32 protein-coding genes are annotated in these 18,450 nt (G+C 54.5%); all 32 read right to left on the bottom strand.

Annotated features, from left to right (window positions below; translation table 11 throughout):
- Positions 1 to 35 precede the first annotated feature (35 nt).
- Positions 36 to 428, bottom strand: a complete 393-nt coding sequence (rplQ, locus tag CLV83_RS14400) for a 50S ribosomal protein L17 (protein ID WP_104004626.1) — start codon at positions 426 to 428, stop codon at positions 36 to 38.
- 39 nt (positions 429 to 467) lie between these two features.
- Entirely contained in the window at positions 468 to 1,472 is a 1,005-nt protein-coding gene (locus tag CLV83_RS14405; protein WP_132293732.1) for a DNA-directed RNA polymerase subunit alpha, read from the bottom strand.
- A gap of 27 nt (positions 1,473 to 1,499) precedes the next feature.
- Complete coding sequence (gene rpsD / locus CLV83_RS14410; RefSeq protein ID WP_132293735.1) at positions 1,500 to 2,120, bottom strand: 30S ribosomal protein S4; 621 nt, start codon at positions 2,118 to 2,120, stop codon at positions 1,500 to 1,502.
- Positions 2,121 to 2,135: 15 nt separating this feature from the next.
- Positions 2,136 to 2,525: a 30S ribosomal protein S11 gene (rpsK, locus tag CLV83_RS14415; RefSeq protein ID WP_027853983.1), complete on the bottom strand. Its 390-nt coding sequence runs from the start codon at positions 2,523 to 2,525 to the stop codon at positions 2,136 to 2,138.
- 19 nt (positions 2,526 to 2,544) lie between these two features.
- Positions 2,545 to 2,901: a 30S ribosomal protein S13 gene (gene rpsM, locus CLV83_RS14420; RefSeq protein ID WP_104004629.1), complete on the bottom strand. Its 357-nt coding sequence runs from the start codon at positions 2,899 to 2,901 to the stop codon at positions 2,545 to 2,547.
- A gap of 148 nt (positions 2,902 to 3,049) precedes the next feature.
- A complete protein-coding gene (gene rpmJ / locus CLV83_RS14425; RefSeq protein WP_027853981.1) occupies positions 3,050 to 3,166 on the bottom strand; it encodes a 50S ribosomal protein L36 in 117 nt (38 codons plus the stop codon).
- Positions 3,167 to 3,183: 17 nt separating this feature from the next.
- Positions 3,184 to 4,509 carry a preprotein translocase subunit SecY gene (secY, locus tag CLV83_RS14430; protein ID WP_104004630.1) on the bottom strand — a complete coding sequence of 442 codons (1,326 nt, stop codon included), beginning with the start codon at positions 4,507 to 4,509 and terminating at the stop codon, positions 3,184 to 3,186.
- Entirely contained in the window at positions 4,510 to 4,944 is a 435-nt protein-coding gene (gene rplO / locus CLV83_RS14435; protein ID WP_132293738.1) for a 50S ribosomal protein L15, read from the bottom strand. It abuts the gene before it with no gap.
- Positions 4,945 to 4,957: 13 nt separating this feature from the next.
- Positions 4,958 to 5,140, bottom strand: a complete 183-nt coding sequence (rpmD, locus tag CLV83_RS14440; protein ID WP_132293741.1) for a 50S ribosomal protein L30 — start codon at positions 5,138 to 5,140, stop codon at positions 4,958 to 4,960.
- Positions 5,141 to 5,143: 3 nt separating this feature from the next.
- A complete protein-coding gene (gene rpsE / locus CLV83_RS14445) occupies positions 5,144 to 5,647 on the bottom strand; it encodes a 30S ribosomal protein S5 (protein WP_104004633.1) in 504 nt (167 codons plus the stop codon).
- An 11-nt stretch (positions 5,648 to 5,658) separates the two neighbouring features.
- On the bottom strand, positions 5,659 to 6,009 hold the full coding sequence (gene rplR, locus CLV83_RS14450) for a 50S ribosomal protein L18 (protein WP_132293744.1): 351 nt from the start codon (positions 6,007 to 6,009) through the stop codon (positions 5,659 to 5,661).
- A 9-nt stretch (positions 6,010 to 6,018) separates the two neighbouring features.
- Complete coding sequence (gene rplF / locus CLV83_RS14455) at positions 6,019 to 6,552, bottom strand: 50S ribosomal protein L6 (RefSeq protein WP_132293747.1); 534 nt, start codon at positions 6,550 to 6,552, stop codon at positions 6,019 to 6,021.
- An 11-nt stretch (positions 6,553 to 6,563) separates the two neighbouring features.
- Positions 6,564 to 6,956, bottom strand: coding sequence for a 30S ribosomal protein S8 (gene rpsH, locus CLV83_RS14460; RefSeq protein ID WP_132293750.1), 393 nt, complete (start codon positions 6,954 to 6,956; stop codon positions 6,564 to 6,566).
- A gap of 92 nt (positions 6,957 to 7,048) precedes the next feature.
- Positions 7,049 to 7,354, bottom strand: a complete 306-nt coding sequence (rpsN, locus tag CLV83_RS14465; protein WP_132293753.1) for a 30S ribosomal protein S14 — start codon at positions 7,352 to 7,354, stop codon at positions 7,049 to 7,051.
- 15 nt (positions 7,355 to 7,369) lie between these two features.
- The gene (gene rplE / locus CLV83_RS14470) at positions 7,370 to 7,909 is read right to left on the bottom strand and encodes a 50S ribosomal protein L5 (RefSeq protein ID WP_104004638.1); all 540 of its coding nucleotides are present in this window, start codon (positions 7,907 to 7,909) and stop codon (positions 7,370 to 7,372) included.
- Between the two features lie 15 nt (positions 7,910 to 7,924).
- Positions 7,925 to 8,248 (bottom strand): 50S ribosomal protein L24, encoded by a 324-nt coding sequence (rplX, locus tag CLV83_RS14475; protein ID WP_104004639.1) that lies wholly within the window; start codon positions 8,246 to 8,248, stop codon positions 7,925 to 7,927.
- A 100-nt stretch (positions 8,249 to 8,348) separates the two neighbouring features.
- The gene (gene rplN / locus CLV83_RS14480) at positions 8,349 to 8,717 is read right to left on the bottom strand and encodes a 50S ribosomal protein L14 (RefSeq protein WP_132293756.1); all 369 of its coding nucleotides are present in this window, start codon (positions 8,715 to 8,717) and stop codon (positions 8,349 to 8,351) included.
- An 80-nt stretch (positions 8,718 to 8,797) separates the two neighbouring features.
- Positions 8,798 to 9,061 (bottom strand): 30S ribosomal protein S17, encoded by a 264-nt coding sequence (gene rpsQ / locus CLV83_RS14485; protein ID WP_132293759.1) that lies wholly within the window; start codon positions 9,059 to 9,061, stop codon positions 8,798 to 8,800.
- Positions 9,058 to 9,252 carry a 50S ribosomal protein L29 gene (rpmC, locus tag CLV83_RS14490; RefSeq protein ID WP_104004641.1) on the bottom strand — a complete coding sequence of 65 codons (195 nt, stop codon included), beginning with the start codon at positions 9,250 to 9,252 and terminating at the stop codon, positions 9,058 to 9,060. The genes rpsQ and rpmC overlap by 4 nt, the downstream gene beginning before the upstream one ends.
- A complete protein-coding gene (rplP, locus tag CLV83_RS14495; protein ID WP_104004642.1) occupies positions 9,252 to 9,665 on the bottom strand; it encodes a 50S ribosomal protein L16 in 414 nt (137 codons plus the stop codon). Before rplP ends, rpmC begins: the two co-directional genes overlap by 1 nt.
- A gap of 11 nt (positions 9,666 to 9,676) precedes the next feature.
- A complete protein-coding gene (gene rpsC, locus CLV83_RS14500) occupies positions 9,677 to 10,357 on the bottom strand; it encodes a 30S ribosomal protein S3 (protein WP_104004643.1) in 681 nt (226 codons plus the stop codon).
- Positions 10,358 to 10,382: 25 nt separating this feature from the next.
- The gene (gene rplV / locus CLV83_RS14505) at positions 10,383 to 10,715 is read right to left on the bottom strand and encodes a 50S ribosomal protein L22 (RefSeq protein ID WP_456085546.1); all 333 of its coding nucleotides are present in this window, start codon (positions 10,713 to 10,715) and stop codon (positions 10,383 to 10,385) included.
- 7 nt (positions 10,716 to 10,722) lie between these two features.
- Positions 10,723 to 11,001 (bottom strand): 30S ribosomal protein S19, encoded by a 279-nt coding sequence (gene rpsS, locus CLV83_RS14510; RefSeq protein ID WP_104004645.1) that lies wholly within the window; start codon positions 10,999 to 11,001, stop codon positions 10,723 to 10,725.
- A gap of 12 nt (positions 11,002 to 11,013) precedes the next feature.
- Positions 11,014 to 11,841: a 50S ribosomal protein L2 gene (rplB, locus tag CLV83_RS14515; RefSeq protein WP_132293762.1), complete on the bottom strand. Its 828-nt coding sequence runs from the start codon at positions 11,839 to 11,841 to the stop codon at positions 11,014 to 11,016.
- Between the two features lie 14 nt (positions 11,842 to 11,855).
- A complete protein-coding gene (rplW, locus tag CLV83_RS14520; protein ID WP_104004647.1) occupies positions 11,856 to 12,152 on the bottom strand; it encodes a 50S ribosomal protein L23 in 297 nt (98 codons plus the stop codon).
- Entirely contained in the window at positions 12,149 to 12,754 is a 606-nt protein-coding gene (gene rplD, locus CLV83_RS14525) for a 50S ribosomal protein L4 (RefSeq protein WP_132293765.1), read from the bottom strand. Before rplD ends, rplW begins: the two co-directional genes overlap by 4 nt.
- 11 nt (positions 12,755 to 12,765) lie before the next feature.
- Entirely contained in the window at positions 12,766 to 13,404 is a 639-nt protein-coding gene (rplC, locus tag CLV83_RS14530) for a 50S ribosomal protein L3 (protein ID WP_132293768.1), read from the bottom strand.
- 111 nt (positions 13,405 to 13,515) lie between these two features.
- Positions 13,516 to 13,827, bottom strand: a complete 312-nt coding sequence (gene rpsJ / locus CLV83_RS14535) for a 30S ribosomal protein S10 (RefSeq protein WP_132293771.1) — start codon at positions 13,825 to 13,827, stop codon at positions 13,516 to 13,518.
- 209 nt (positions 13,828 to 14,036) lie between these two features.
- Positions 14,037 to 15,230: an elongation factor Tu gene (gene tuf, locus CLV83_RS14540; RefSeq protein ID WP_132293774.1), complete on the bottom strand. Its 1,194-nt coding sequence runs from the start codon at positions 15,228 to 15,230 to the stop codon at positions 14,037 to 14,039.
- Between the two features lie 36 nt (positions 15,231 to 15,266).
- Positions 15,267 to 17,360 (bottom strand): elongation factor G, encoded by a 2,094-nt coding sequence (fusA, locus tag CLV83_RS14545; protein ID WP_132293777.1) that lies wholly within the window; start codon positions 17,358 to 17,360, stop codon positions 15,267 to 15,269.
- 18 nt (positions 17,361 to 17,378) lie between these two features.
- On the bottom strand, positions 17,379 to 17,849 hold the full coding sequence (rpsG, locus tag CLV83_RS14550) for a 30S ribosomal protein S7 (RefSeq protein WP_132293780.1): 471 nt from the start codon (positions 17,847 to 17,849) through the stop codon (positions 17,379 to 17,381).
- A gap of 154 nt (positions 17,850 to 18,003) precedes the next feature.
- Positions 18,004 to 18,378, bottom strand: a complete 375-nt coding sequence (gene rpsL, locus CLV83_RS14555) for a 30S ribosomal protein S12 (protein ID WP_027855536.1) — start codon at positions 18,376 to 18,378, stop codon at positions 18,004 to 18,006.
- Between the last annotated feature and the right edge of the window lie 72 nt (positions 18,379 to 18,450).

Below are 18,450 nucleotides of genomic sequence, written 5' to 3' on the forward strand. Positions count from 1 at the left end.
GGATCGGGTTTTTTGTTTGTGGCTAGGCCGCGGGATTAGTCTTCAGACTCTTCCACAACAGCTGCACCAGCAGCGCGATCAACCAGCTCAACATAAGCCATCGGCGCGTTGTCGCCGGCGCGGTAACCGCATTTCAGAATGCGGATATAACCACCCGGGCGGTTCGCGTAACGCGGGCCCAGTTCGTTGAACAGCTTGCCCACAGCCTCAGGGCTGCGAGTGCGCGAGAATGCCAGACGACGATTCGCTACGGAATCAGTCTTTGACAGAGTGATCAGCGGCTCAGCAAAGCGGCGCAGTTCTTTAGCTTTAGGCAGAGTAGTCTTGATCAGTTCGTGTTCGAACAGAGACACTGCCATGTTTTTGAACATCGCCTTGCGGTGCGCACTTGTACGATTAAAGTGTCGACCAGATTTACGATGACGCATTTTCTAAATCCTTTGCAACTTAGGGTTAGAAGCCAGACCTTAAGAGGCCGCCTTGTCGTCGCCCTTGAGGCTGGCCGGCGGCCAGTTCTCAAGACGCATTCCCAGAGACAGACCTTTGGACGCCAGCACGTCCTTGATCTCGGTCAGGGACTTCTTGCCCAAGTTAGGAGTCTTCAGCAGCTCTACTTCGGTGCGCTGGATCAGATCACCGATGTAATAGATCTGCTCTGCTTTCAGACAGTTAGCGGAACGAACGGTCAGCTCAAGATCGTCAACCGGACGCAGCAGAACCGGGTCGATTTCCGGCTCAGCCGGCTCGGACTTGGTCTGCTCGCTTGCATCTTCGAGGTCAACAAACACTGCCAGCTGCTGCTGCAGGATAGTTGCCGCACGACGGATGCATTCTTCCGGATCGATCGTACCGTTGGACTCGATATCGATAACGAGTTTATCCAGGTCGGTACGCTGCTCGACACGTGCGCTCTCTACCGCGTAGGAAACACGCAGCACAGGGCTGTATGTCGCGTCGAGCTGCAGACGACCAATAGCACGAGTTTCATCGTCCTCGCTGATACGGGCATCTGCTGGCACGTAGCCGCGACCGCGACTAACCGTCAGGTGCATATTCAGGTTTGCGCCGGTGTTGAGGTGAGCAATCACGTGATCCGGATTGGCAACTTCAACGTCCTGAGTCAGCTGGATATCACCAGCTGTCACAGGACCGGGCTCGGACTTGCTAAGAGTCAGCACCGCTTCATCTGCATTGTGCAGCAGAATGGCAACACCCTTGAGGTTCAGCAGGATCTCAATGACATCCTCCTGAACCCCTTCGATGCTGCTGTATTCGTGCAGCACACCATCAATCTCTGCTTCCGTGATGGCACAGCCAGGCATGGAAGAGAGCAGAATACGGCGCAGCGCATTGCCCAGAGTATGACCGAATCCACGCTCAAGCGGCTCGAGAGTCACTTTGGCACGTGTCTTACTGATCTCCTGCACGTCGATGTGACGTGGGCTAAGAAACTCGTTTACTGAACGCTGCATTAGTTCCACCAGTCAAGAGTTCAAGAATTACTTCGAGTAGAGCTCAACGATCAGGTGCTCGTTGATATCGGCAGACAGATCGCTACGCTCAGGACGTGCCTTGAAGACACCTTCCATTTTCGCAGCATCTACCTCAACCCACTCAACCGGTGCACGCTGAGCAGCCAGTTCCAGTGCAGCTTTGATGCGCAGCTGGTTTTTGGACTTCTCACGTACCGCGATCACATCACCTTCCTGTACCTGGTAAGAGGGTACATTCACAGACTGACCGTTAACGGTGATCTGACGGTGAGAAACGATCTGACGAGCTTCCGCGCGGGTAGAACCGTAACCCATGCGGTAGACGACGTTGTCCAGACGGCTTTCCAGAAGCTGCAGCAGGACTTCACCTGTTGAGCCTTTCTGACGAGCCGCTTCTTTATAGTAGCTACGGAACTGACGTTCCAGAACACCGTAGGTACGACGTACTTTCTGTTTTTCACGCAGCTGCAGACCGTAGTCGGACAGGCGACCACGACGGGCGCCGTGCACGCCCGGCACTGCTTCTGCTTTGCACTTGCTGTCGAGTGCGCGAACACCGCTCTTCAGGAAGAGATCGGTGCCTTCGCGACGGGACAGCTTGCACTTAGGTCCAAGATAACGAGCCATATTACTGTCTCCAGATTAAACGCGACGCTTCTTCGGCGGGCGACAGCCGTTGTGCGGAATCGGGGTCACATCGGTGATGTTTGTGATTTTGTAGCCACAGCCGTTCAGAGCGCGAACAGCGGACTCACGACCCGGACCCGGGCCCTTCACAAACACGTCCAGGTTTTTCAGACCGTATTCCAGTGCAGCATTACCGGCACGCTCAGCAGCAACCTGCGCAGCGAACGGAGTGCTCTTACGGGAACCACGGAAACCTGAACCACCGGAGGTCGCCCAAGACAGTGCGTTACCCTGGCGATCGGTTATGGTGATAATGGTGTTGTTAAAAGAGGCGTGAATGTGCGCGAGGCCATCCGCTACCTGCTTTTTAACCTTTTTACGTGTGCGATTACCTGGCTTTGCCATATTCGGAAATTCCTATCGCTTACTTACGGATCGGCTTGCGCGGGCCCTTACGGGTGCGAGCATTGGTCTTGCTGCGCTGACCGCGAACCGGCAGGTTACGACGGTGACGCAGGCCACGGAAGCAACCCAGGTCCATAAGACGCTTGATGTTCATGTTGACTTCGCGACGCAGGTCGCCTTCAACTGTCAACTTGGCAATTTCACCACGAACATTATCGAGCTGCTCTTCGGACAGATCACCAACCTTAGTGGTCGGGGCGATGCCAGTAGCATCCAGGATCTGCTTAGCAGTCGTGCGGCCAATACCGTAAATGTAAGTCAGAGAAATTACCGCATGCTTATTGTCAGGAATATTGACGCCAGCTATACGGGCCATTCAATGTACTCCATGTTTCTGTCCCCGACTGACTAATTGCGGGAACCGTTTTAATCAAATAGTTCGTGGAAGGCGCGCAATACTACACCTTGATCATTTTTAAATCAAGTCGAGCAGCACAGCCTCCCAACAACCAGCCATTCGTGGATTAACCCTGGCGCTGCTTGTGTCGGGGTTCCACTTTGCAGATCACGCGCACGGAACCGTTGCGACGTACGATCTTGCAGTGACGGCAAATCTTTTTAACAGATGCGCGTACTTTCATGATCCACCTCATTAGGCTTAGCGCAGGAGACCCGCGCCGCCTTTAAGATTCGATTTTTTCATCAGTGATTCGTACTGATGAGACATCAGGTGTGATTGCACCTGAGCCATAAAGTCCATCACCACAACAACCACGATCAGCAGAGACGTACCACCAAAATAGAAGGGTACGTTCCATGCCACGACCAGGAACTGCGGCATCAGTGACACGGCGGTGATATATAGCGCGCCGAACAGAGTCAGGCGGCTCAACACCGTGTCGATATAACGTGCGGACTGTTCACCAGGACGGATCCCAGGGATAAAGGCACCTGATTTTTTCAGGTTATCTGCCACGTCACGCGGATTGAAAACAATCGCGGTGTAGAAGTAGCAGAAGAATACGATCGCAATTGCGAACAGCAAGATGTACAACGGCTGTCCCGGCCCAAGAGCCAGAGCCACATCCTGCAGCCAGCCCATGCCTTCACCCTGACCGAACCACTGCCCGACTGACGCCGGGAACAGCAGAATACTGGAAGCGAAGATCGGCGGAATAACACCGGCCATGTTCACTTTCAGCGGCAGGTGGCTGGACTGTGCGGCGTACACACGGCGACCCTGCTGACGTTTCGCGTAGTTGATGGTAATGCGGCGTTGACCGCGTTCCATAAACACCACAAAGCCAACAGTAGCCACCGCCATCACAGCGATAGCCAGCAACGCGAGGATGTTCATATCACCCTGACGCGCTGCTTCAAAGGACTGGCCGATTGCACTTGGCAACCCGGCCACAATACCTGCGAAGATCAGAATAGAGATACCGTTGCCGATCCCCTTTTCAGTGACCTGTTCACCAAGCCACATCAGGAAGACCGCGCCGGCCACCAGAGTTACAACCGCTACAAAATAGAAGCTGATACTGGCGCTGAACGCCACGCCCTGGTTCGCCAGACCCACCGCCATACCCAGCGACTGCACAGTGGCCAAAACCACCGTCGCGTAACGAGTATACTGGTTGATCTTGCGACGACCCGCCTCGCCCTCTTTCTTCAACTGTTCCAGCGTCGGACTCACAATCGTCATCAACTGCATAATAATAGATGCAGAGATGTACGGCATGATGCCCAGTGCGAGGATCGACATACGCTCCAACGCACCACCAGAGAACATATTGAACAGGCTCAGGATCGTCCCCTGATTCTGATCAAACAGCGCAGCGAGTCGGTCCGGGTTGATACCGGGAACCGGGATATGAGCCCCGATCCGGTATACGATAACCGCTATCAGAACGAAGCGAAGGCGCGCCCAAAGCTCACCAAGACCGCTCTGATTTCCCGCTGGTATTTGTCCTTTCTTAGCCATTTACGCCTCGACTTTACCGCCAGCAGCTTCGATCGCAGCCTGAGCACCTTTGGTCACTTTAAGACCTTTAACGGTGACTGCCTTTGTGATCTCACCAGACAGGATCACACGCGCAGATTTAATTTCCTGCCTGATGATGTCTGCCTGTTTCAGCGCGTCCAGATCAACCACTTCAACGCCAGCTGCAACCAGCTCGTTGAGGCGGATCTCAGCGACGTAACGCGCTTTACGGGAATTGAAACCAAATTTCGGCAGACGACGCTGAATCGGCATCTGACCGCCTTCAAAACCCGGGTTTACACTACCGCCTGAGCGGGATTTCAAACCCTTGTGGCCACGGCCACCAGTCTTACCCAGACCGGAGCCGATACCACGACCGACACGCTTGGGTGCCTGTTTGGAGCCGGCGCCCGGGCGCAGAGAGTTCAAACGCATTGGGTCACTCCTCTTACTCGCTAACTACCTGAACCATGTAGTTAACTTTGTTGATCATGCCACGTACTGCCGGAGTGTCTTCCACTTCCACAACGTGACCGATGCGACGCAGGCCCAGGCCCTGTACGCAAGCTTTGTGCTTGGGCAGGGTGCCGATCGGACTGCGTACCAGTGTTACCTTGATCTTGTCAGCCATGTCTTAGCTCCCCAGGATCTCGTCAACAGACTTGCCACGCTTGGCAGCAACGTCTTCCGGTGACTTCATGGAAGCCAGGCCTTTAACTGTCGCACGTACAACGTTTACCGGGTTGGTAGAGCCGTAGCACTTAGCCAGTACGTTGTGAACGCCAGCCAGTTCGAGAACTGAACGCATAGCGCCACCAGCGATGATACCGGTACCTTCAGAGGCCGGCTGCATGTAGACCTTGGCAGAGCCGTGGTTGGCTTTGACCGGGTACTGCAGAGTGTGGCCGTTCAGGTTGACGCTAACCATGTTGCGACGAGCCTGTTCCATCGCTTTCTGGATAGCGACAGGCACTTCGCGCGCCTTGCCACGTCCGAAACCGACACGACCGTTGCCATCACCGACCACAGTCAGCGCGGTAAAACCGAAAATACGACCGCCTTTGACCACTTTGGCGACACGGTTTACCTGAACAAGCTTCTCCTGCAGTTCACCGTCTTTCTGTTCGTGATTTGCCATATTCGAAACCTTTAGAATTCCAGGCCGCCTTCGCGAGCAGCATCAGCGAGAGCCGCTACACGACCGTGGTATTTGAAACCTGAGCGGTCAAACGCGACCTGAGTAACACCTGCTTCCTTCGCACGGGATGCGATCAGGGCGCCGACTTTCTTAGCCGCTTCGATGTTACCGGTAAAACCTTCGCGCAGATCTTTCTCAACAGTAGAGGCGCTAGCGAGCACCTGGCTGCCGTCAGCAGCGATGACCTGAGCGTAGATGTGACGCGGGGTGCGGTTGACGCACAGACGTACAGCGCGCTGTTCACGCATATTTGCGCGAGCGCGGCGAGCACGACGGATACGAGCTTCTTTCTTAACGTTCATGACCCTGCCTTACTTCTTCTTAGCCTCTTTGCGGCGTACATATTCGTCGGCATAGCGAACACCCTTGCCTTTGTAAGGCTCAGGCGGACGGAAACCGCGAACTTCTGCAGCCACCTGACCAACAGACTGCTTATCAGCACCGCTGATAATCACTGTGGTCGGATTAGGAGTTTCCGCAGAAACACCTTCAGGCAGTTCGTAATCGATCGGGTGAGAGAAGCCCAGGGTCAGGTTCAGAACCTTGCCTTTGGCTGCAGCACGGTAACCCACGCCCTGCAGCGTCAGGGTTTTAGTAAAGCCTTCGCTTACACCGACCACCATGTTGTTAACCAGTGAGCGTACGGTGCCGGTCAGAGCCATAGAGGTCTTAGAGCCGTCGCGCGGCGCGAACGTCAGTTCGCCTTCAGCCTGCTCAACAGAGACAACCGGATGTACGTCCAGAACGAGCTGGCCATTTTTACCCTTAGCGGTAACAGCCTGGCCATCGATCTTGATTTCAACGCCTGACGGTACTGCTACGGGTTTCTTCGCAATTCGTGACATCGGAATACCTCTTAGAAGACCGTGCAGACAACTTCACCACCGATTCCCGCTTCACGAGCGGCGCGATCGGTCATGACGCCTTTGCTGGTTGAGATAATTGCGACACCGAGACCATCAGCGACTTTCGGCAGCTCACCTGCGTTTTTGTACACACGCAGACTGGGGCGGCTAACACGCTTAATGCTTTCGATAACCGGCTTACCTTCGAAGTATTTCAGTTCGATGGTCAGCACCGGCTTAACATCGCCTTCTACTGCGTAGTCAGCAATGTAACCTTCCTCTTTCAGAACCTGGGCAACAGCCAGCTTCTGCTTGGAGGACGGCAGGGACACAGCCTGTTTCTCAGCCATGTGTCCGTTACGGATACGGGTGAACATATCCGCGAGTGTGTCTTGCATACTCATGCTTTTAACATCCTCTTAGTGCAGCGCGGCGCGGTAGCGAAGCCCTCACGGGTTTCGCCCAGACCGCCGTGCTTACCGTTAAGCGAGTGGACTTACCAGCTCGCCTTCTTCAGGCCCGGGACATCGCCACGCATAGCAGCTTCGCGCAGTTTGTTACGGCACAGTCCGAACTTACGGTATACACCGTGCGGACGACCGGTCACCTGGCAACGACGCTGTTTGCGTACCGGGCTAGCATCACGCGGCAGCTTCTGCAGCGCGATCTGTGCTTCCCAAACCTCATCTTCTGAGCTGTTCGGGCTAGCAACAATTGCTTTGAGCTGAGCGCGTTTAGCGGCGAATTTGTTCACCAGCTTCTCACGCTTGAGCTCACGATTGATCATAGAAACTTTAGCCATGGTTCAATCCCTGTCTTATTTCTTGAACGGGAACTGCAGCGCAGCCAGAAGAGCACGACCTTCGTCGTTGTTCTTCGCCGTAGTGGTAATAGTGATATCGAGACCACGCAGCTTATCGACTTTGTCGTAGTCGATTTCCGGGAAGATGATCTGCTCTTTCACACCCATGCTGTAGTTACCGCGGCCGTCGAACGACTTGGAGCTGAGACCACGGAAGTCGCGGATACGCGGAATGGAGATATCGACCAGACGGTCGAGGAATTCCCACATACGCTCGCCGCGCAGAGTAACTTTGCAGCCAATCGGCCAGCCTTCACGTACCTTGAAGCCCGCGATGGATTTGCGTGCTTTGGTAACGATCGGCTTCTGACCAGCGATGGCGGTCATGTCAGCAACTGCGTTTTCGAGCTGCTTCTTGTCACCCAGGGCTTCACCAACACCCATGTTCAGGGTGATTTTGGTGATGCGGGGAACTGCCATCACGTTCGGGGAGCTCAGCTCTTCTTTCAGCTGGCCCTTAACTTCATTTTCGTAAAGCGCTTTCAGTCTGGACATTTGCACCAACCTCTCTTACTTATCTCCGGCGACGAGCTCGCCGGTGGACTTGAAGAAACGTACCTTGGTGCCGTCTTCAAGCAGCTTGAAGCCTACACGATCACCCTTGCCGGTCTGAGCGTTGAAGATAGCAACGTTGGAGGTAGCGATAGCCGCTTCCTTCTCAACAATGCCACCCTGCTGCTGCAGCATCGGGTTCGGCTTCTGGTGTTTCTTAATCATGTTGATGCCAGACACGATCAGACGATCGTTTTCCAGGACGCGCATGACTTTGCCACGCTTGCCCTTGTCTTTTCCTGCGATCACGATGACTTCATCGTCGCGACGAATCTTACGCATTTAGATTTACCTTCGTTTCCTACTACCTTCCTCATGCTCAAAAACGCCAAGCCCTCTCGGGATTGGCGTTTTCGCAAGAGCCCTGAATTAAATCAGGGTCTTAGAGCACTTCAGGCGCCAGGGAAATGATCTTCATGAACTTCTCAGAGCGAAGTTCACGCGTTACTGGGCCGAAGATACGAGTACCGATAGGTGCATCGTTGGTGTTCAACAGAACCGCAGAGTTAGTATCAAAGCGGATCAGTGAACCGTCAGGACGACGAACACCTTTACGGGTACGCACTACGACAGCCTTAAGGACCTGGCCTTTCTTGACCTTACCGCGCGGAATCGCTTCTTTGACGGTGACCTTGATGATGTCACCAACAGAAGCGTAACGACGGTGAGAACCACCCAGGACCTTAATACACTGCACACGCTTGGCGCCGCTGTTGTCAGCCACATCAAGCATCGTTTCAGTCTGAATCATGGTCTACTCCACAAACTTTTTTCCCGTCGCCTGCCTCACAGCAGGCGAACCGGCAACTTGGAGCAGCAAGGCGCAATATATTACACCTTAGCTGCGCGCTCTTCAATGCGAACCAGAGACCAAGTTTTGGTCTTGGACAGCGGGCGAGATTCGGCGATGGTCACCAGATCACCCATCTGACACTCATTCTTCTCATCGTGAGCGTGCAGTTTGGTGGAGCGTTTGATGTACTTGCCGTAGATCGGGTGTTTCTCACGACGCTCGACCAGAACTGTGATGGTCTTATCCATCTTGTCACTGACGACCTTGCCGGTCACAGTACGAGTACGTTTTTCAGCGCTCATTTAGCCACCTGCTTTTCTGTGAGTACTGTCTTAACGCGAGCGATGTCGCGACGAACCTGACCCAGCAGGTGAGTCTGTGCCAGCTGGCCAGTTGCCTTCTGCATACGCAGGTTGAACTGGTCCTTCAGAAGATCCAGCAGAGACTGCTGAAGCTCTTCTACGGACTTGTCACGCAGTTCTTGTGCTTTCATCACATCACCGTCCGCTTAACAAAGGTTGTCTGAACCGGCAGCTTGGCGGCCGCCAGGGCGAAGGCTTCCTGAGCCAGATCTTCCGGAACACCGCTCATTTCGAACAGTACTTTACCCGGCTGAATCTGAGCGACCCAGTACTCGACGTTACCCTTACCTTTACCCATACGAACTTCAAGCGGCTTGGTAGTGATCGGCTTGTCCGGGAAAATGCGGATCCAGATCTTACCACCACGCTTTACGTGACGAGTCATGGTACGACGGGCAGCTTCGATCTGACGCGCTGTAATACGACCGCGATCAGTCGCTTTCAGGGCGAATTCACCAAAGCTGACCTTGCTACCGCGCTGCGCCAGACCACGGTTGCGGCCTTTGTGCATTTTGCGGAATTTGAGACGTTTCGGTTGCAGCATTGACGTCTACCTCACTTACCTTTCTTCGCAGGCGCTTTCTTCTCGGCACGAACCTGTTCCAGGCCACCGAGGATCTCGCCTTTGAAGATCCATACTTTCACGCCGATCACACCGTAAGTGGTGTGCGCTTCATAAGTGGCGTAGTCGATATCAGCACGCAGGGTGTGCAGGGGCACACGACCTTCGCGGTACCATTCGGTACGTGCGATTTCGGCACCACCGAGACGGCCACCCAGCTGAATCTTGATACCTTTAGCGCCGATACGCATAGCGTTCTGAACCGCGCGCTTCATGGCACGACGGAACATTACGCGGCGCTCGAGCTGGCTGGCGACGCCCTGGGCGACCAGCTTGGCATCCAGATCCGGCTTGCGTACTTCTTCGATGTTGATGTGAACAGGCACACCCATCATCTCGGAAACAGCATTACGCAGCTTCTCGACATCCTCACCCTTCTTACCGATAACGATACCCGGGCGGGCTGTATGGATAGTGATACGTGCGTTCTGAGCCGGACGCTCGATCTCGATACGGCTTACAGACGCGTTCTTCAGCTGTCCTTCCAGGTAGCTACGTACCTGAAGATCGTTCAGCAGTTTGTTGGCATAGTCGGCTTTGTCCGCGTACCACACAGAAGTGTGATCCTTGATGACACCAAGCCGAATACCGGTCGGGTTTACTTTCTGACCCATATCAAACTCTCCTGGCTTTCAGCGCTTAGTCAGCGACCTTGACGGTGATGTGTGAGGTACGCTTCAGGATGCGATCAGCGCGGCCTTTGGCACGCGGCATGATGCGCTTCATGGTCATACCTTCATCAACGAAGATTGCAGACACGCGCAGTTCGTCGACATCAGCGCCTTCGTTGTGCTCTGCGTTAGCAATTGCAGACTCCAGCACCTTCTTGACGAGATCAGCACCTTTCTTGTTGCTGAACGCCAGGATATTCAGAGCTTCGCCCACAGACTTACCACGGATCTGATCTGCGACCAGACGGGCCTTCTGGGCGGAGATGCGGGCGCCTTTATGCTTGGCGATAACTTCCATCATCTACCCCTTACTTCTTCTTGGCCTTCTTGTCGGCTGCATGACCGCGGTATGTACGAGTAGCAGCGAACTCACCTAGTTTATGACCGACCATGTCTTCGGTGATGAACACCGGGACATGCTGACGGCCGTTATGTACTGCAATCGTCAGCCCGACAAAGTTCGGGAAGACAGTAGAACGACGTGACCAGGTCTTGATCGGACGACGCTCGTTAGCTTCGATTGCAGCTTCTACCTTTTTCAGCAGGTGAAGGTCGATAAACGGACCTTTCTTCAGTGAACGTGGCACAGCTGATTCCTCTTATTTAGCCTGACGACGGCGTACGATCAGTTTATCGGTACGCTTGTTCTTGCGGGTTTTCTGACCCTTGGTCGGCACGCCCCACGGAGTAACCGGGTGACGACCACCAGAGGTACGACCCTCACCACCACCATGCGGGTGATCAACCGGGTTCATCGCAACACCGCGAACGGTCGGACGAACACCACGCCAGCGCTTGGCACCGGCTTTACCCAGCTGACGCAGGCTGTGTTCAGAGTTGCTAACTTCACCCAGAGTCGCGCGGCACTCGGTCAGAACCTTGCGCATTTCGCCAGAACGCAGACGCAGAGTTGCGTAGGCGCCTTCGCGAGCGACCAGCTGAGCAGAGGCACCCGCAGAGCGAGCCAGCTGTGCACCTTTACCAGGCTTCAGTTCGACACAATGCACGGTACTACCCAGCGGCACGTTGCGCAGGGGCATAGAGTTACCCGGCTTGATGTCGGCGATTTCACCAGACTGCACGACAGCACCAGCTTTCAGGCCTTTGGGAGCGATGATGTAGCGACGCTCGCCATCAGCGTATTTCAGCAGAGCAATGTGCGCAGAACGGTTCGGATCGTATTCCACGCGCTCGATTACAGCGGGGATACCATCCTTGTTACGACGGAAGTCGATAACGCGGTAGTGATGCTTGTGACCACCGCCAATGTGACGGGTAGTGATCCGTCCATTGTTGTTACGACCACCGGACTTCGAGTTTTTTTCGACCAGAGCAGCGTGCGGCTTACCCTTGTACAGGTCAGCACTGCTTACCTTAACGACGTGACGACGTCCGGCAGAGGTCGGCTTTGCTTTAACGATTGCCATTATTCAAACCCCTCTTATTCGCCAGCCAGGAAATCGATCTCAGAACCGTCGGCCAGTCGAACGTACGCTTTGCGAACATCAGAGCGCTTACCCATGCCACGCTGAGTGCGCTTGGTTTTGCCCTTGATGTTCAGTACGTTGACGCCTTCAACTTTTACGTTGAACAGCTCTTCAACCGCTTTCTTGATTTCCGGCTTGGTCGCGTCTGAAGAAACGCGGAACACTACCTGCTGGGTACCCTCAGCGACGATAGTGGCCTTTTCAGAGATGTGCGGACCGAGCAGCACTTTATAGATGCGTTCCGGGTTCATGCGTACACCTCCTCGATCTTCTTGAGTGCCGGCACGGTGATCAGAACCTTTTCAAAACCAACCAGGCTAACCGGGTCGATACCAGCCGCATCACGAACGTCCACGTGCGGAACGTTACGGGCAGCCAGATACAGGTTCTGCTCTACGTCTTCAGTGATCAGCAGCGCGTTATCCAGCTCAAGCTCTTTCAGCTTGGCGATAAACGGCTTGGTCTTCGGAGCTTCAACAGCGAACTCTTCTACAACAACGAGACGCTCTTGACGCACCAGCTCAGACAGGATGCAACGCATTGCAGCGCGGTACATCTTCTTGTTCACTTTCTGAGCGAAGTCGCGCGGCTGTGCAGCGAAAGTAACACCACCGGTGCGCCAGATCGGCGAACGGGTAGTACCCTGACGAGCACGACCGGTACCCTTCTGACGGAAGGGCTTCGCACCACCGCCGGAGACGGCAGAGCGGTTTTTCTGGGCTTTGGTACCCTGACGACCGGCTGCCATGTAAGCAGTCACGACCTGGTGTACCAGTGCCTCATTGAACTCTTTACCAAAAGCCAGTTCGGATACTTCAACCGAACCGTTGGCTCCAGTCAGATTCAGATTCATGGAGACCTCCCTCAGCCGCGTGCTTTAACAGCAGGTTTAACGATGACGTCACCGCCCGGAGCACCAGGAATGGCACCCTTGACGATCAGCAGATTACGCTCAGCGTCAACGCGCACGATTTCCAGAGTCTGGACTGTGCAGCGCTCAGCGCCCATGTGACCTGCCATCTTTTTACCTTTGAAGACACGACCCGGGGTCTGGCACTGACCAATGGAACCCGGAGCACGGTGAGAAAGAGAGTTACCGTGAGTCATATCCTGGGTACGGAAGTTCCAGCGCTTAACGCCGCCCTGGAAACCTTTACCCTTAGACTGACCAGTTACGTCAACTTTCTGACCTGCTTCGAAGCGCTCAACTGTCAGCGCGTCGCCGACGTTGATTCCCTCATCACCATTCACGCGGAACTCCCACAAACCGCGACCGGCTTCGACGCCAGCCTTGGCAAAGTGACCAGCTTCCGGCTTGGACAGGCGGTTAGCCTTCTTAGCACCGGTAGTCACCTGCACAGCAGCGTAGCCGTCAGCATCAACTGACTTAACGCTGGTTACACGGTTCGGTTCCACCTCGATGACGGTGACTGGCACGGACACGCCCTCATCTGTGAAGATGCGAGTCATACCCGCTTTACGTCCGATAAGTCCTACAGACATTTTTTTACCTCTTGCCAGTTGTGTACGGGGCTGTCACCCGCTATGGCTGCCCTTTTCAGGTGCATTCCACAAATAGCGCTTCATTAAGTTAATAATTCTGCGCAGTGCTGATTAGCCGAGGCTGATCTGCACTTCGACACCCGCAGCCAGATCCAGCTTCATCAGCGCGTCGACAGTTTTTTCTGTCGGCTCAACGATGTCGAGGACTCGCTTGTGCGTACGGATCTCGTACTGATCACGCGCGTCTTTGTTGACGTGCGGAGAAATCAGGACGGTGTAACGCTCTTTGCGGGTAGGAAGTGGGATCGGACCACACACCTGAGCACCAGTCCGCTTTGCAGTCTCAACGATCTCCAGAGCGGATGAGTCGATCAGGCGATGATCAAAAGCCTTCAGACGAATTCTGATTTTTTGGTTCTGCATTCTGATCACGCATTTCCTGTAAGTTTCATTACGGCAATAGCCGACCTCCCCTCGGTTAAAGGGGACGCAAATTTTACTCAGGGGCTGAGCCAGCGTCAACAAGAAAGGTACAAATTTTGATCAATACGCAGTAGAGAGCGCTGCGATTTCGGCGGGACAACAAAAAGGCCCTCGAATGAGGGCCTTTTCTAAGCGATCAGCTTATTGGATTAAGCAGTGATTTTAGAAACCACGCCAGCACCAACAGTACGGCCGCCTTCACGGATAGCGAAGCGCAGACCTTCTTCCATCGCGATCGGGTTGATCAGGGTAACGTTCATCTGGACGTTGTCGCCCGGCATTACCATCTCAACGCCTTCCGGCAGCTCAACCGCACCAGTGATATCGGTAGTACGGAAGTAGAACTGCGGACGGTAGCCTTTGAAGAACGGAGTGTGACGACCGCCTTCTTCTTTGCTCAGTACGTATACTTCGCCTTCGAAGCCAGTGTGCGGAGTGATGGAACCCGGCTTAGCCAGGACCTGACCACGCTCAACTTCGTCACGCTTGGTACCACGCAGCAGCGCACCAACATTCTCGCCTGCACGACCTTCGTCCAGCAGCTTGCGGAACATCTCAACACCAGTACAGGTAGTCTTGGTGGTGTCCTTGATACCAACGATTTCGATTTCGTCGCCAGTTTTCAGGATGCCACGCTCGATACGACCGGTAACAACGGTACCACGACCAGAGATAGAGAATACGTCCTCGATCGGCATCAGGAACGGCAGGTCTACCGCACGCTCCGGTTCCGGGATGTATTCGTCCAGGGTTTCAACCAGCTTCTTAACAGCGGTAGTACCCATTTCTTTGTCGTCTTCGCCGTTCAGCGCCATCAGTGCGGAACCGGTGATGATCGGAGTGTCGTCACCCGGGAAGTCGTAGTTGTCCAGAAGTTCGCGGACTTCCATTTCGACCAGCTCGAGCAGCTCTTCGTCATCAACCATGTCTGCCTTGTTCAGGAAGACAACGATGTACGGTACGCCAACCTGACGGGACAGCAGGATGTGCTCACGAGTCTGCGGCATGGGGCCGTCAGCTGCGGAACATACCAGGATAGCGCCGTCCATCTGAGCAGCACCGGTGATCATGTTCTTGACGTAGTCGGCGTGTCCCGGGCAGTCAACGTGCGCGTAGTGGCGAGTCGGGGACTCGTACTCAACGTGAGAAGTGTTGATGGTGATACCACGATCACGCTCTTCCGGTGCCTTGTCGATACCGTCAAAAGCAACGGCAGCGCCGCCCCAAACTTCTGCACACACGCGAGTCAGCGCAGCGGTCAGAGTGGTTTTACCATGGTCAACGTGACCGATAGTGCCGACGTTTACGTGCGGCTTGCTACGGGAAAAAGCTTCTTTAGCCACGAGTATATCCTCTTAAATCAAGCAATTAGGCTTAAATTAGTTCTGCTTAGTTACAGCTTCGGCAATATTCTGCGGAGCTTCGGCATAGCCTTTGAACTCCATAGAATAGGTAGCACGACCCTGAGACGCGGAGCGCAGATCGGTTGCGTAACCGAACATTTCACCCAGCGGCACTTCGGCGTTAATCACCTTACCGGATGTGCTGTCTTCCATACCCTGCACCAGACCACGACGACGGTTCAGGTCACCCATCACGTCACCCATGTATTCCTCAGGTGTCACGACTTCGACCTTCATGATCGGTTCCAGCAGACAGGGGCTGGCTTCCATCGCGTATTTCTTGAGCGCCTGGGATGCCGCGATTTTAAACGCCATCTCGTTGGAGTCAACTTCATGGAAAGAACCGTCGTACAGACGTGCTTTCAGGCCGATCAGCGGGTAGCCCGCGATAACGCCGTTCTGCATCTGTTCTTCGATACCTTTCTGAACCGCCGGGATGTATTCCTTCGGAATAGAACCACCAACGATTTCGCTGACGAATTCCAACCCTTCCTCATCGGACGGAGAGAACTCAACGACAACGTGGCCGTACTGACCGCGACCACCGGACTGACGGGCAAACTTGTGGTTAGCCACAACCGGCTTACGGATCTTCTCGCGGTAAGCAACCTGCGGCTTACCGATGTTTGCTTCTACCTTGAACTCACGACGCATACGGTCGACGATGATGTCCAGGTGAAGCTCACCCATACCAGAGATAATGGTCTGGCCGGTTTCCTCGTCGGTTTCAACGCGGAAAGAGGGGTCTTCCTGAGCCAGCTTGCCCAGAGCGATACCCATTTTTTCCTGGTCCGCTTTGGACTTCGGCTCAACCGCTACGGAGATAACCGGATCCGGGAATTCCATGCGCTCGAGGACAATCTTGTTATCCAGGTCGCACAGGGTATCACCAGTGGTGACGTCCTTCAGACCGATCAGTGCAGCGATGTCGCCTGCCAGCACTTCTTTGATCTCTTCACGGCTGTTAGCGTGCATCTGAACCATACGACCTACGCGTTCTTTCTTCTGCTTCACAGAATTGTAGACGCTGTCGCCGGAGTTCAGCACACCAGAGTAGACACGGATAAAGGTCAGGGTACCAACGAACGGGTCGGTAGCGATCTTGAACGCCAGTGACGAGAACGGCGCGCTGTCGTCGGCTTCACGAGTCGCAACAGTTTCAGCCGCGTCATCGAGAGTACCTTCGATCGCCTTAACTTCTACCGGCGACGGCAGGTATTCGACAACCGCATCCAGCACTGCCTGAACGCCTTTGTTCTTGAATGCGGAACCAGCCAGCATCAGAACAACTTCGTTAGCCAGGGTACGGGCACGCAGGCCAGCCTTGATCTCTTCAACGCTGAGGTCACCCTCTTCGAGGTATTTTTCCATCAGCTCTTCGTTAGCTTCAGCAGCCGCTTCTACCATGTGCTCACGGTATTCTTCTGCTTTAGCCTGAAGTTCGGCAGGAATATCACCCAGTTCGTAGGTCATACCCATGTCGTCTTCGTTCCACCAGATCGCCTTCATGACAACCAGGTCAACAACACCTTTGAAGTCGTCTTCAGCACCGATCGGCAGGTTGACCGGAACAGCGGTAGCACCCAGACGGTTCTTCAGCTGGCTTTCAACCATGTAGAAGTCAGCGCCGGCACGGTCCATCTTGTTGACGAATACCATACGGGGAACTTCATACTTGTTGGCCTGACGCCATACAGTCTCGGTCTGCGGCTGAACACCAGAGGAAGCACACAGAACAACAACGGCGCCATCAAGCACACGCAGGGAACGTTCTACTTCGATAGTGAAGTCAACGTGTCCCGGAGTATCGATGATGTTTACGCGGTGCTGGTCGAACTGCTGGTTCATGCCCTGCCAGAAACAGGTGGTGGCAGCGGAGGTGATAGTGATACCACGCTCCTGCTCCTGCTCCATCCAGTCCATGGTAGCCGCACCTTCATGCACTTCACCGATCTTGTGAGACAGGCCTGTGTAGAACAGGACACGCTCGGTAGTGGTGGTTTTGCCGGCGTCTACGTGAGCGCAAATACCGATATTACGGTAGCGCTCGATAGGAGTTTTACGAGCCACGACAGATTCCTCTGATGTTTAGAAGCGATAGTGGGCGAAAGCCTTGTTGGCTTCAGCCATACGATGCACGTCTTCGCGTTTCTTGACAGCAGCACCACGGCCTTCAGCCGCGTCGATCAGTTCACCGGCCAGACGCAGAGACATGGATTTCTCACCACGCTTGCGTGCAGCGTCAACCAGCCAGCGCATAGCCAGAGCTGTGCGGCGGGACGGGCGAACTTCAACGGGGACCTGGTAGGTAGCACCACCAACACGGCGGGACTTAACTTCCACAGCCGGCTGGACAGTTTCGAGCGCCTTGTCAAACAGTTCGAGTGCGTCACCTTTGGTGCGCTCTTCGACCTTGCTCAGTGCGCCATACACGATGCGTTCAGCGACGGACTTTTTGCCGCTGACCATCAGATGGTTGATAAATTTTGCCAGGGTAATGTTACCGAATTTAGGATCCGGCAGGATTTCACGCTTCGCAGCAACGCGTCTTCTAGGCATTGATAAGCCCTCTAAAATTGTAAAAGGTCTTCAGGTTCATCAGGATGTCTTATGACACCTGGCCTTACTCTTATCGTCTTTCGGGTTAGCCAAACAGCTTAGGGCCGGTTTCTTCGGGCACCTGACTGGCAAAGCCTCGCCGTCTAACGAGGGATTAAGACTTCGGACGTTTAGCACCGTACTTGGAACGACCCTGTTTACGGCCGTTAACACCGGAGCAGTCCAGGGAACCACGAACAGTGTGGTAACGCACACCCGGGAGGTCCTTTACACGACCGCCACGGATCAGAACTACAGAGTGCTCCTGCAGGTTATGACCTTCACCACCGATGTAGGAAGATACTTCGTAACCGTTGGTCAGACGCACACGGCAGACTTTACGCAGTGCCGAGTTCGGTTTCTTCGGGGTAGTGGTGTACACACGAGTACATACGCCACGACGCTGGGGGCATGCCTGGAGCGCCGGAACGTCGCTCTTCTGTACAGCACGCTTGCGCGGCTTGCGCACCAGCTGGTTAATTGTTGCCATTAAGCAAACTCCACGTTTGGTTTATTAGCACCATACTAAAAAGACCGGGCCCGTTTTCGAGCCCAGTCGCGA

Origin of the sequence: Marinobacterium mangrovicola (genome assembly GCF_004339595.1) — a bacterium.
GTDB lineage: Bacteria > Pseudomonadota > Gammaproteobacteria > Pseudomonadales > Balneatricaceae > Marinobacterium_D > Marinobacterium_D mangrovicola.

Excerpts from the sequence above, each read along its gene's own strand:
- rplQ (WP_104004626.1), bottom strand. The coding sequence starts at position 428 with ATGCGTCATCGTAAATCTGGTCGACACTTTAATCGTACAAGTGCGCAC.
- CLV83_RS14405 (WP_132293732.1), bottom strand. The coding sequence starts at position 1,472 with ATGCAGCGTTCAGTAAACGAGTTTCTTAGCCCACGTCACATCGACGTG.
- rpsD (WP_132293735.1), bottom strand. The coding sequence starts at position 2,120 with ATGGCTCGTTATCTTGGACCTAAGTGCAAGCTGTCCCGTCGCGAAGGC.
- rpsK (WP_027853983.1), bottom strand. The coding sequence starts at position 2,525 with ATGGCAAAGCCAGGTAATCGCACACGTAAAAAGGTTAAAAAGCAGGTA.
- rpsM (WP_104004629.1), bottom strand. The coding sequence starts at position 2,901 with ATGGCCCGTATAGCTGGCGTCAATATTCCTGACAATAAGCATGCGGTA.
- rpmJ (WP_027853981.1), bottom strand. The coding sequence starts at position 3,166 with ATGAAAGTACGCGCATCTGTTAAAAAGATTTGCCGTCACTGCAAGATC.
- secY (WP_104004630.1), bottom strand. The coding sequence starts at position 4,509 with ATGGCTAAGAAAGGACAAATACCAGCGGGAAATCAGAGCGGTCTTGGT.
- rplO (WP_132293738.1), bottom strand. The coding sequence starts at position 4,944 with ATGCGTTTGAACTCTCTGCGCCCGGGCGCCGGCTCCAAACAGGCACCC.
- rpmD (WP_132293741.1), bottom strand. The coding sequence starts at position 5,140 with ATGGCTGACAAGATCAAGGTAACACTGGTACGCAGTCCGATCGGCACC.
- rpsE (WP_104004633.1), bottom strand. The coding sequence starts at position 5,647 with ATGGCAAATCACGAACAGAAAGACGGTGAACTGCAGGAGAAGCTTGTT.
- rplR (WP_132293744.1), bottom strand. The coding sequence starts at position 6,009 with ATGAACGTTAAGAAAGAAGCTCGTATCCGTCGTGCTCGCCGCGCTCGC.
- rplF (WP_132293747.1), bottom strand. The coding sequence starts at position 6,552 with ATGTCACGAATTGCGAAGAAACCCGTAGCAGTACCGTCAGGCGTTGAA.
- rpsH (WP_132293750.1), bottom strand. The coding sequence starts at position 6,956 with ATGAGTATGCAAGACACACTCGCGGATATGTTCACCCGTATCCGTAAC.
- rpsN (WP_132293753.1), bottom strand. The coding sequence starts at position 7,354 with ATGGCTAAAGTTTCTATGATCAATCGTGAGCTCAAGCGTGAGAAGCTG.
- rplE (WP_104004638.1), bottom strand. The coding sequence starts at position 7,909 with ATGTCCAGACTGAAAGCGCTTTACGAAAATGAAGTTAAGGGCCAGCTG.
- rplX (WP_104004639.1), bottom strand. The coding sequence starts at position 8,248 with ATGCGTAAGATTCGTCGCGACGATGAAGTCATCGTGATCGCAGGAAAA.
- rplN (WP_132293756.1), bottom strand. The coding sequence starts at position 8,717 with ATGATTCAGACTGAAACGATGCTTGATGTGGCTGACAACAGCGGCGCC.
- rpsQ (WP_132293759.1), bottom strand. The coding sequence starts at position 9,061 with ATGAGCGCTGAAAAACGTACTCGTACTGTGACCGGCAAGGTCGTCAGT.
- rpmC (WP_104004641.1), bottom strand. The coding sequence starts at position 9,252 with ATGAAAGCACAAGAACTGCGTGACAAGTCCGTAGAAGAGCTTCAGCAG.
- rplP (WP_104004642.1), bottom strand. The coding sequence starts at position 9,665 with ATGCTGCAACCGAAACGTCTCAAATTCCGCAAAATGCACAAAGGCCGC.
- rpsC (WP_104004643.1), bottom strand. The coding sequence starts at position 10,357 with ATGGGTCAGAAAGTAAACCCGACCGGTATTCGGCTTGGTGTCATCAAG.
- rplV (WP_456085546.1), bottom strand. The coding sequence starts at position 10,715 with ATGATGGAAGTTATCGCCAAGCATAAAGGCGCCCGCATCTCCGCCCAG.
- rplB (WP_132293762.1), bottom strand. The coding sequence starts at position 11,841 with ATGGCAATCGTTAAAGCAAAGCCGACCTCTGCCGGACGTCGTCACGTC.
- rplW (WP_104004647.1), bottom strand. The coding sequence starts at position 12,152 with ATGAACCCGGAACGCATCTATAAAGTGCTGCTCGGTCCGCACATCTCT.
- rplD (WP_132293765.1), bottom strand. The coding sequence starts at position 12,754 with ATGAATCTGAATCTGACTGGAGCCAACGGTTCGGTTGAAGTATCCGAA.
- rplC (WP_132293768.1), bottom strand. The coding sequence starts at position 13,404 with ATGTCTGTAGGACTTATCGGACGTAAAGCGGGTATGACTCGCATCTTC.
- rpsJ (WP_132293771.1), bottom strand. The coding sequence starts at position 13,827 with ATGCAGAACCAAAAAATCAGAATTCGTCTGAAGGCTTTTGATCATCGC.
- rpsG (WP_132293780.1), bottom strand. The coding sequence starts at position 17,849 with ATGCCTAGAAGACGCGTTGCTGCGAAGCGTGAAATCCTGCCGGATCCT.
- rpsL (WP_027855536.1), bottom strand. The coding sequence starts at position 18,378 with ATGGCAACAATTAACCAGCTGGTGCGCAAGCCGCGCAAGCGTGCTGTA.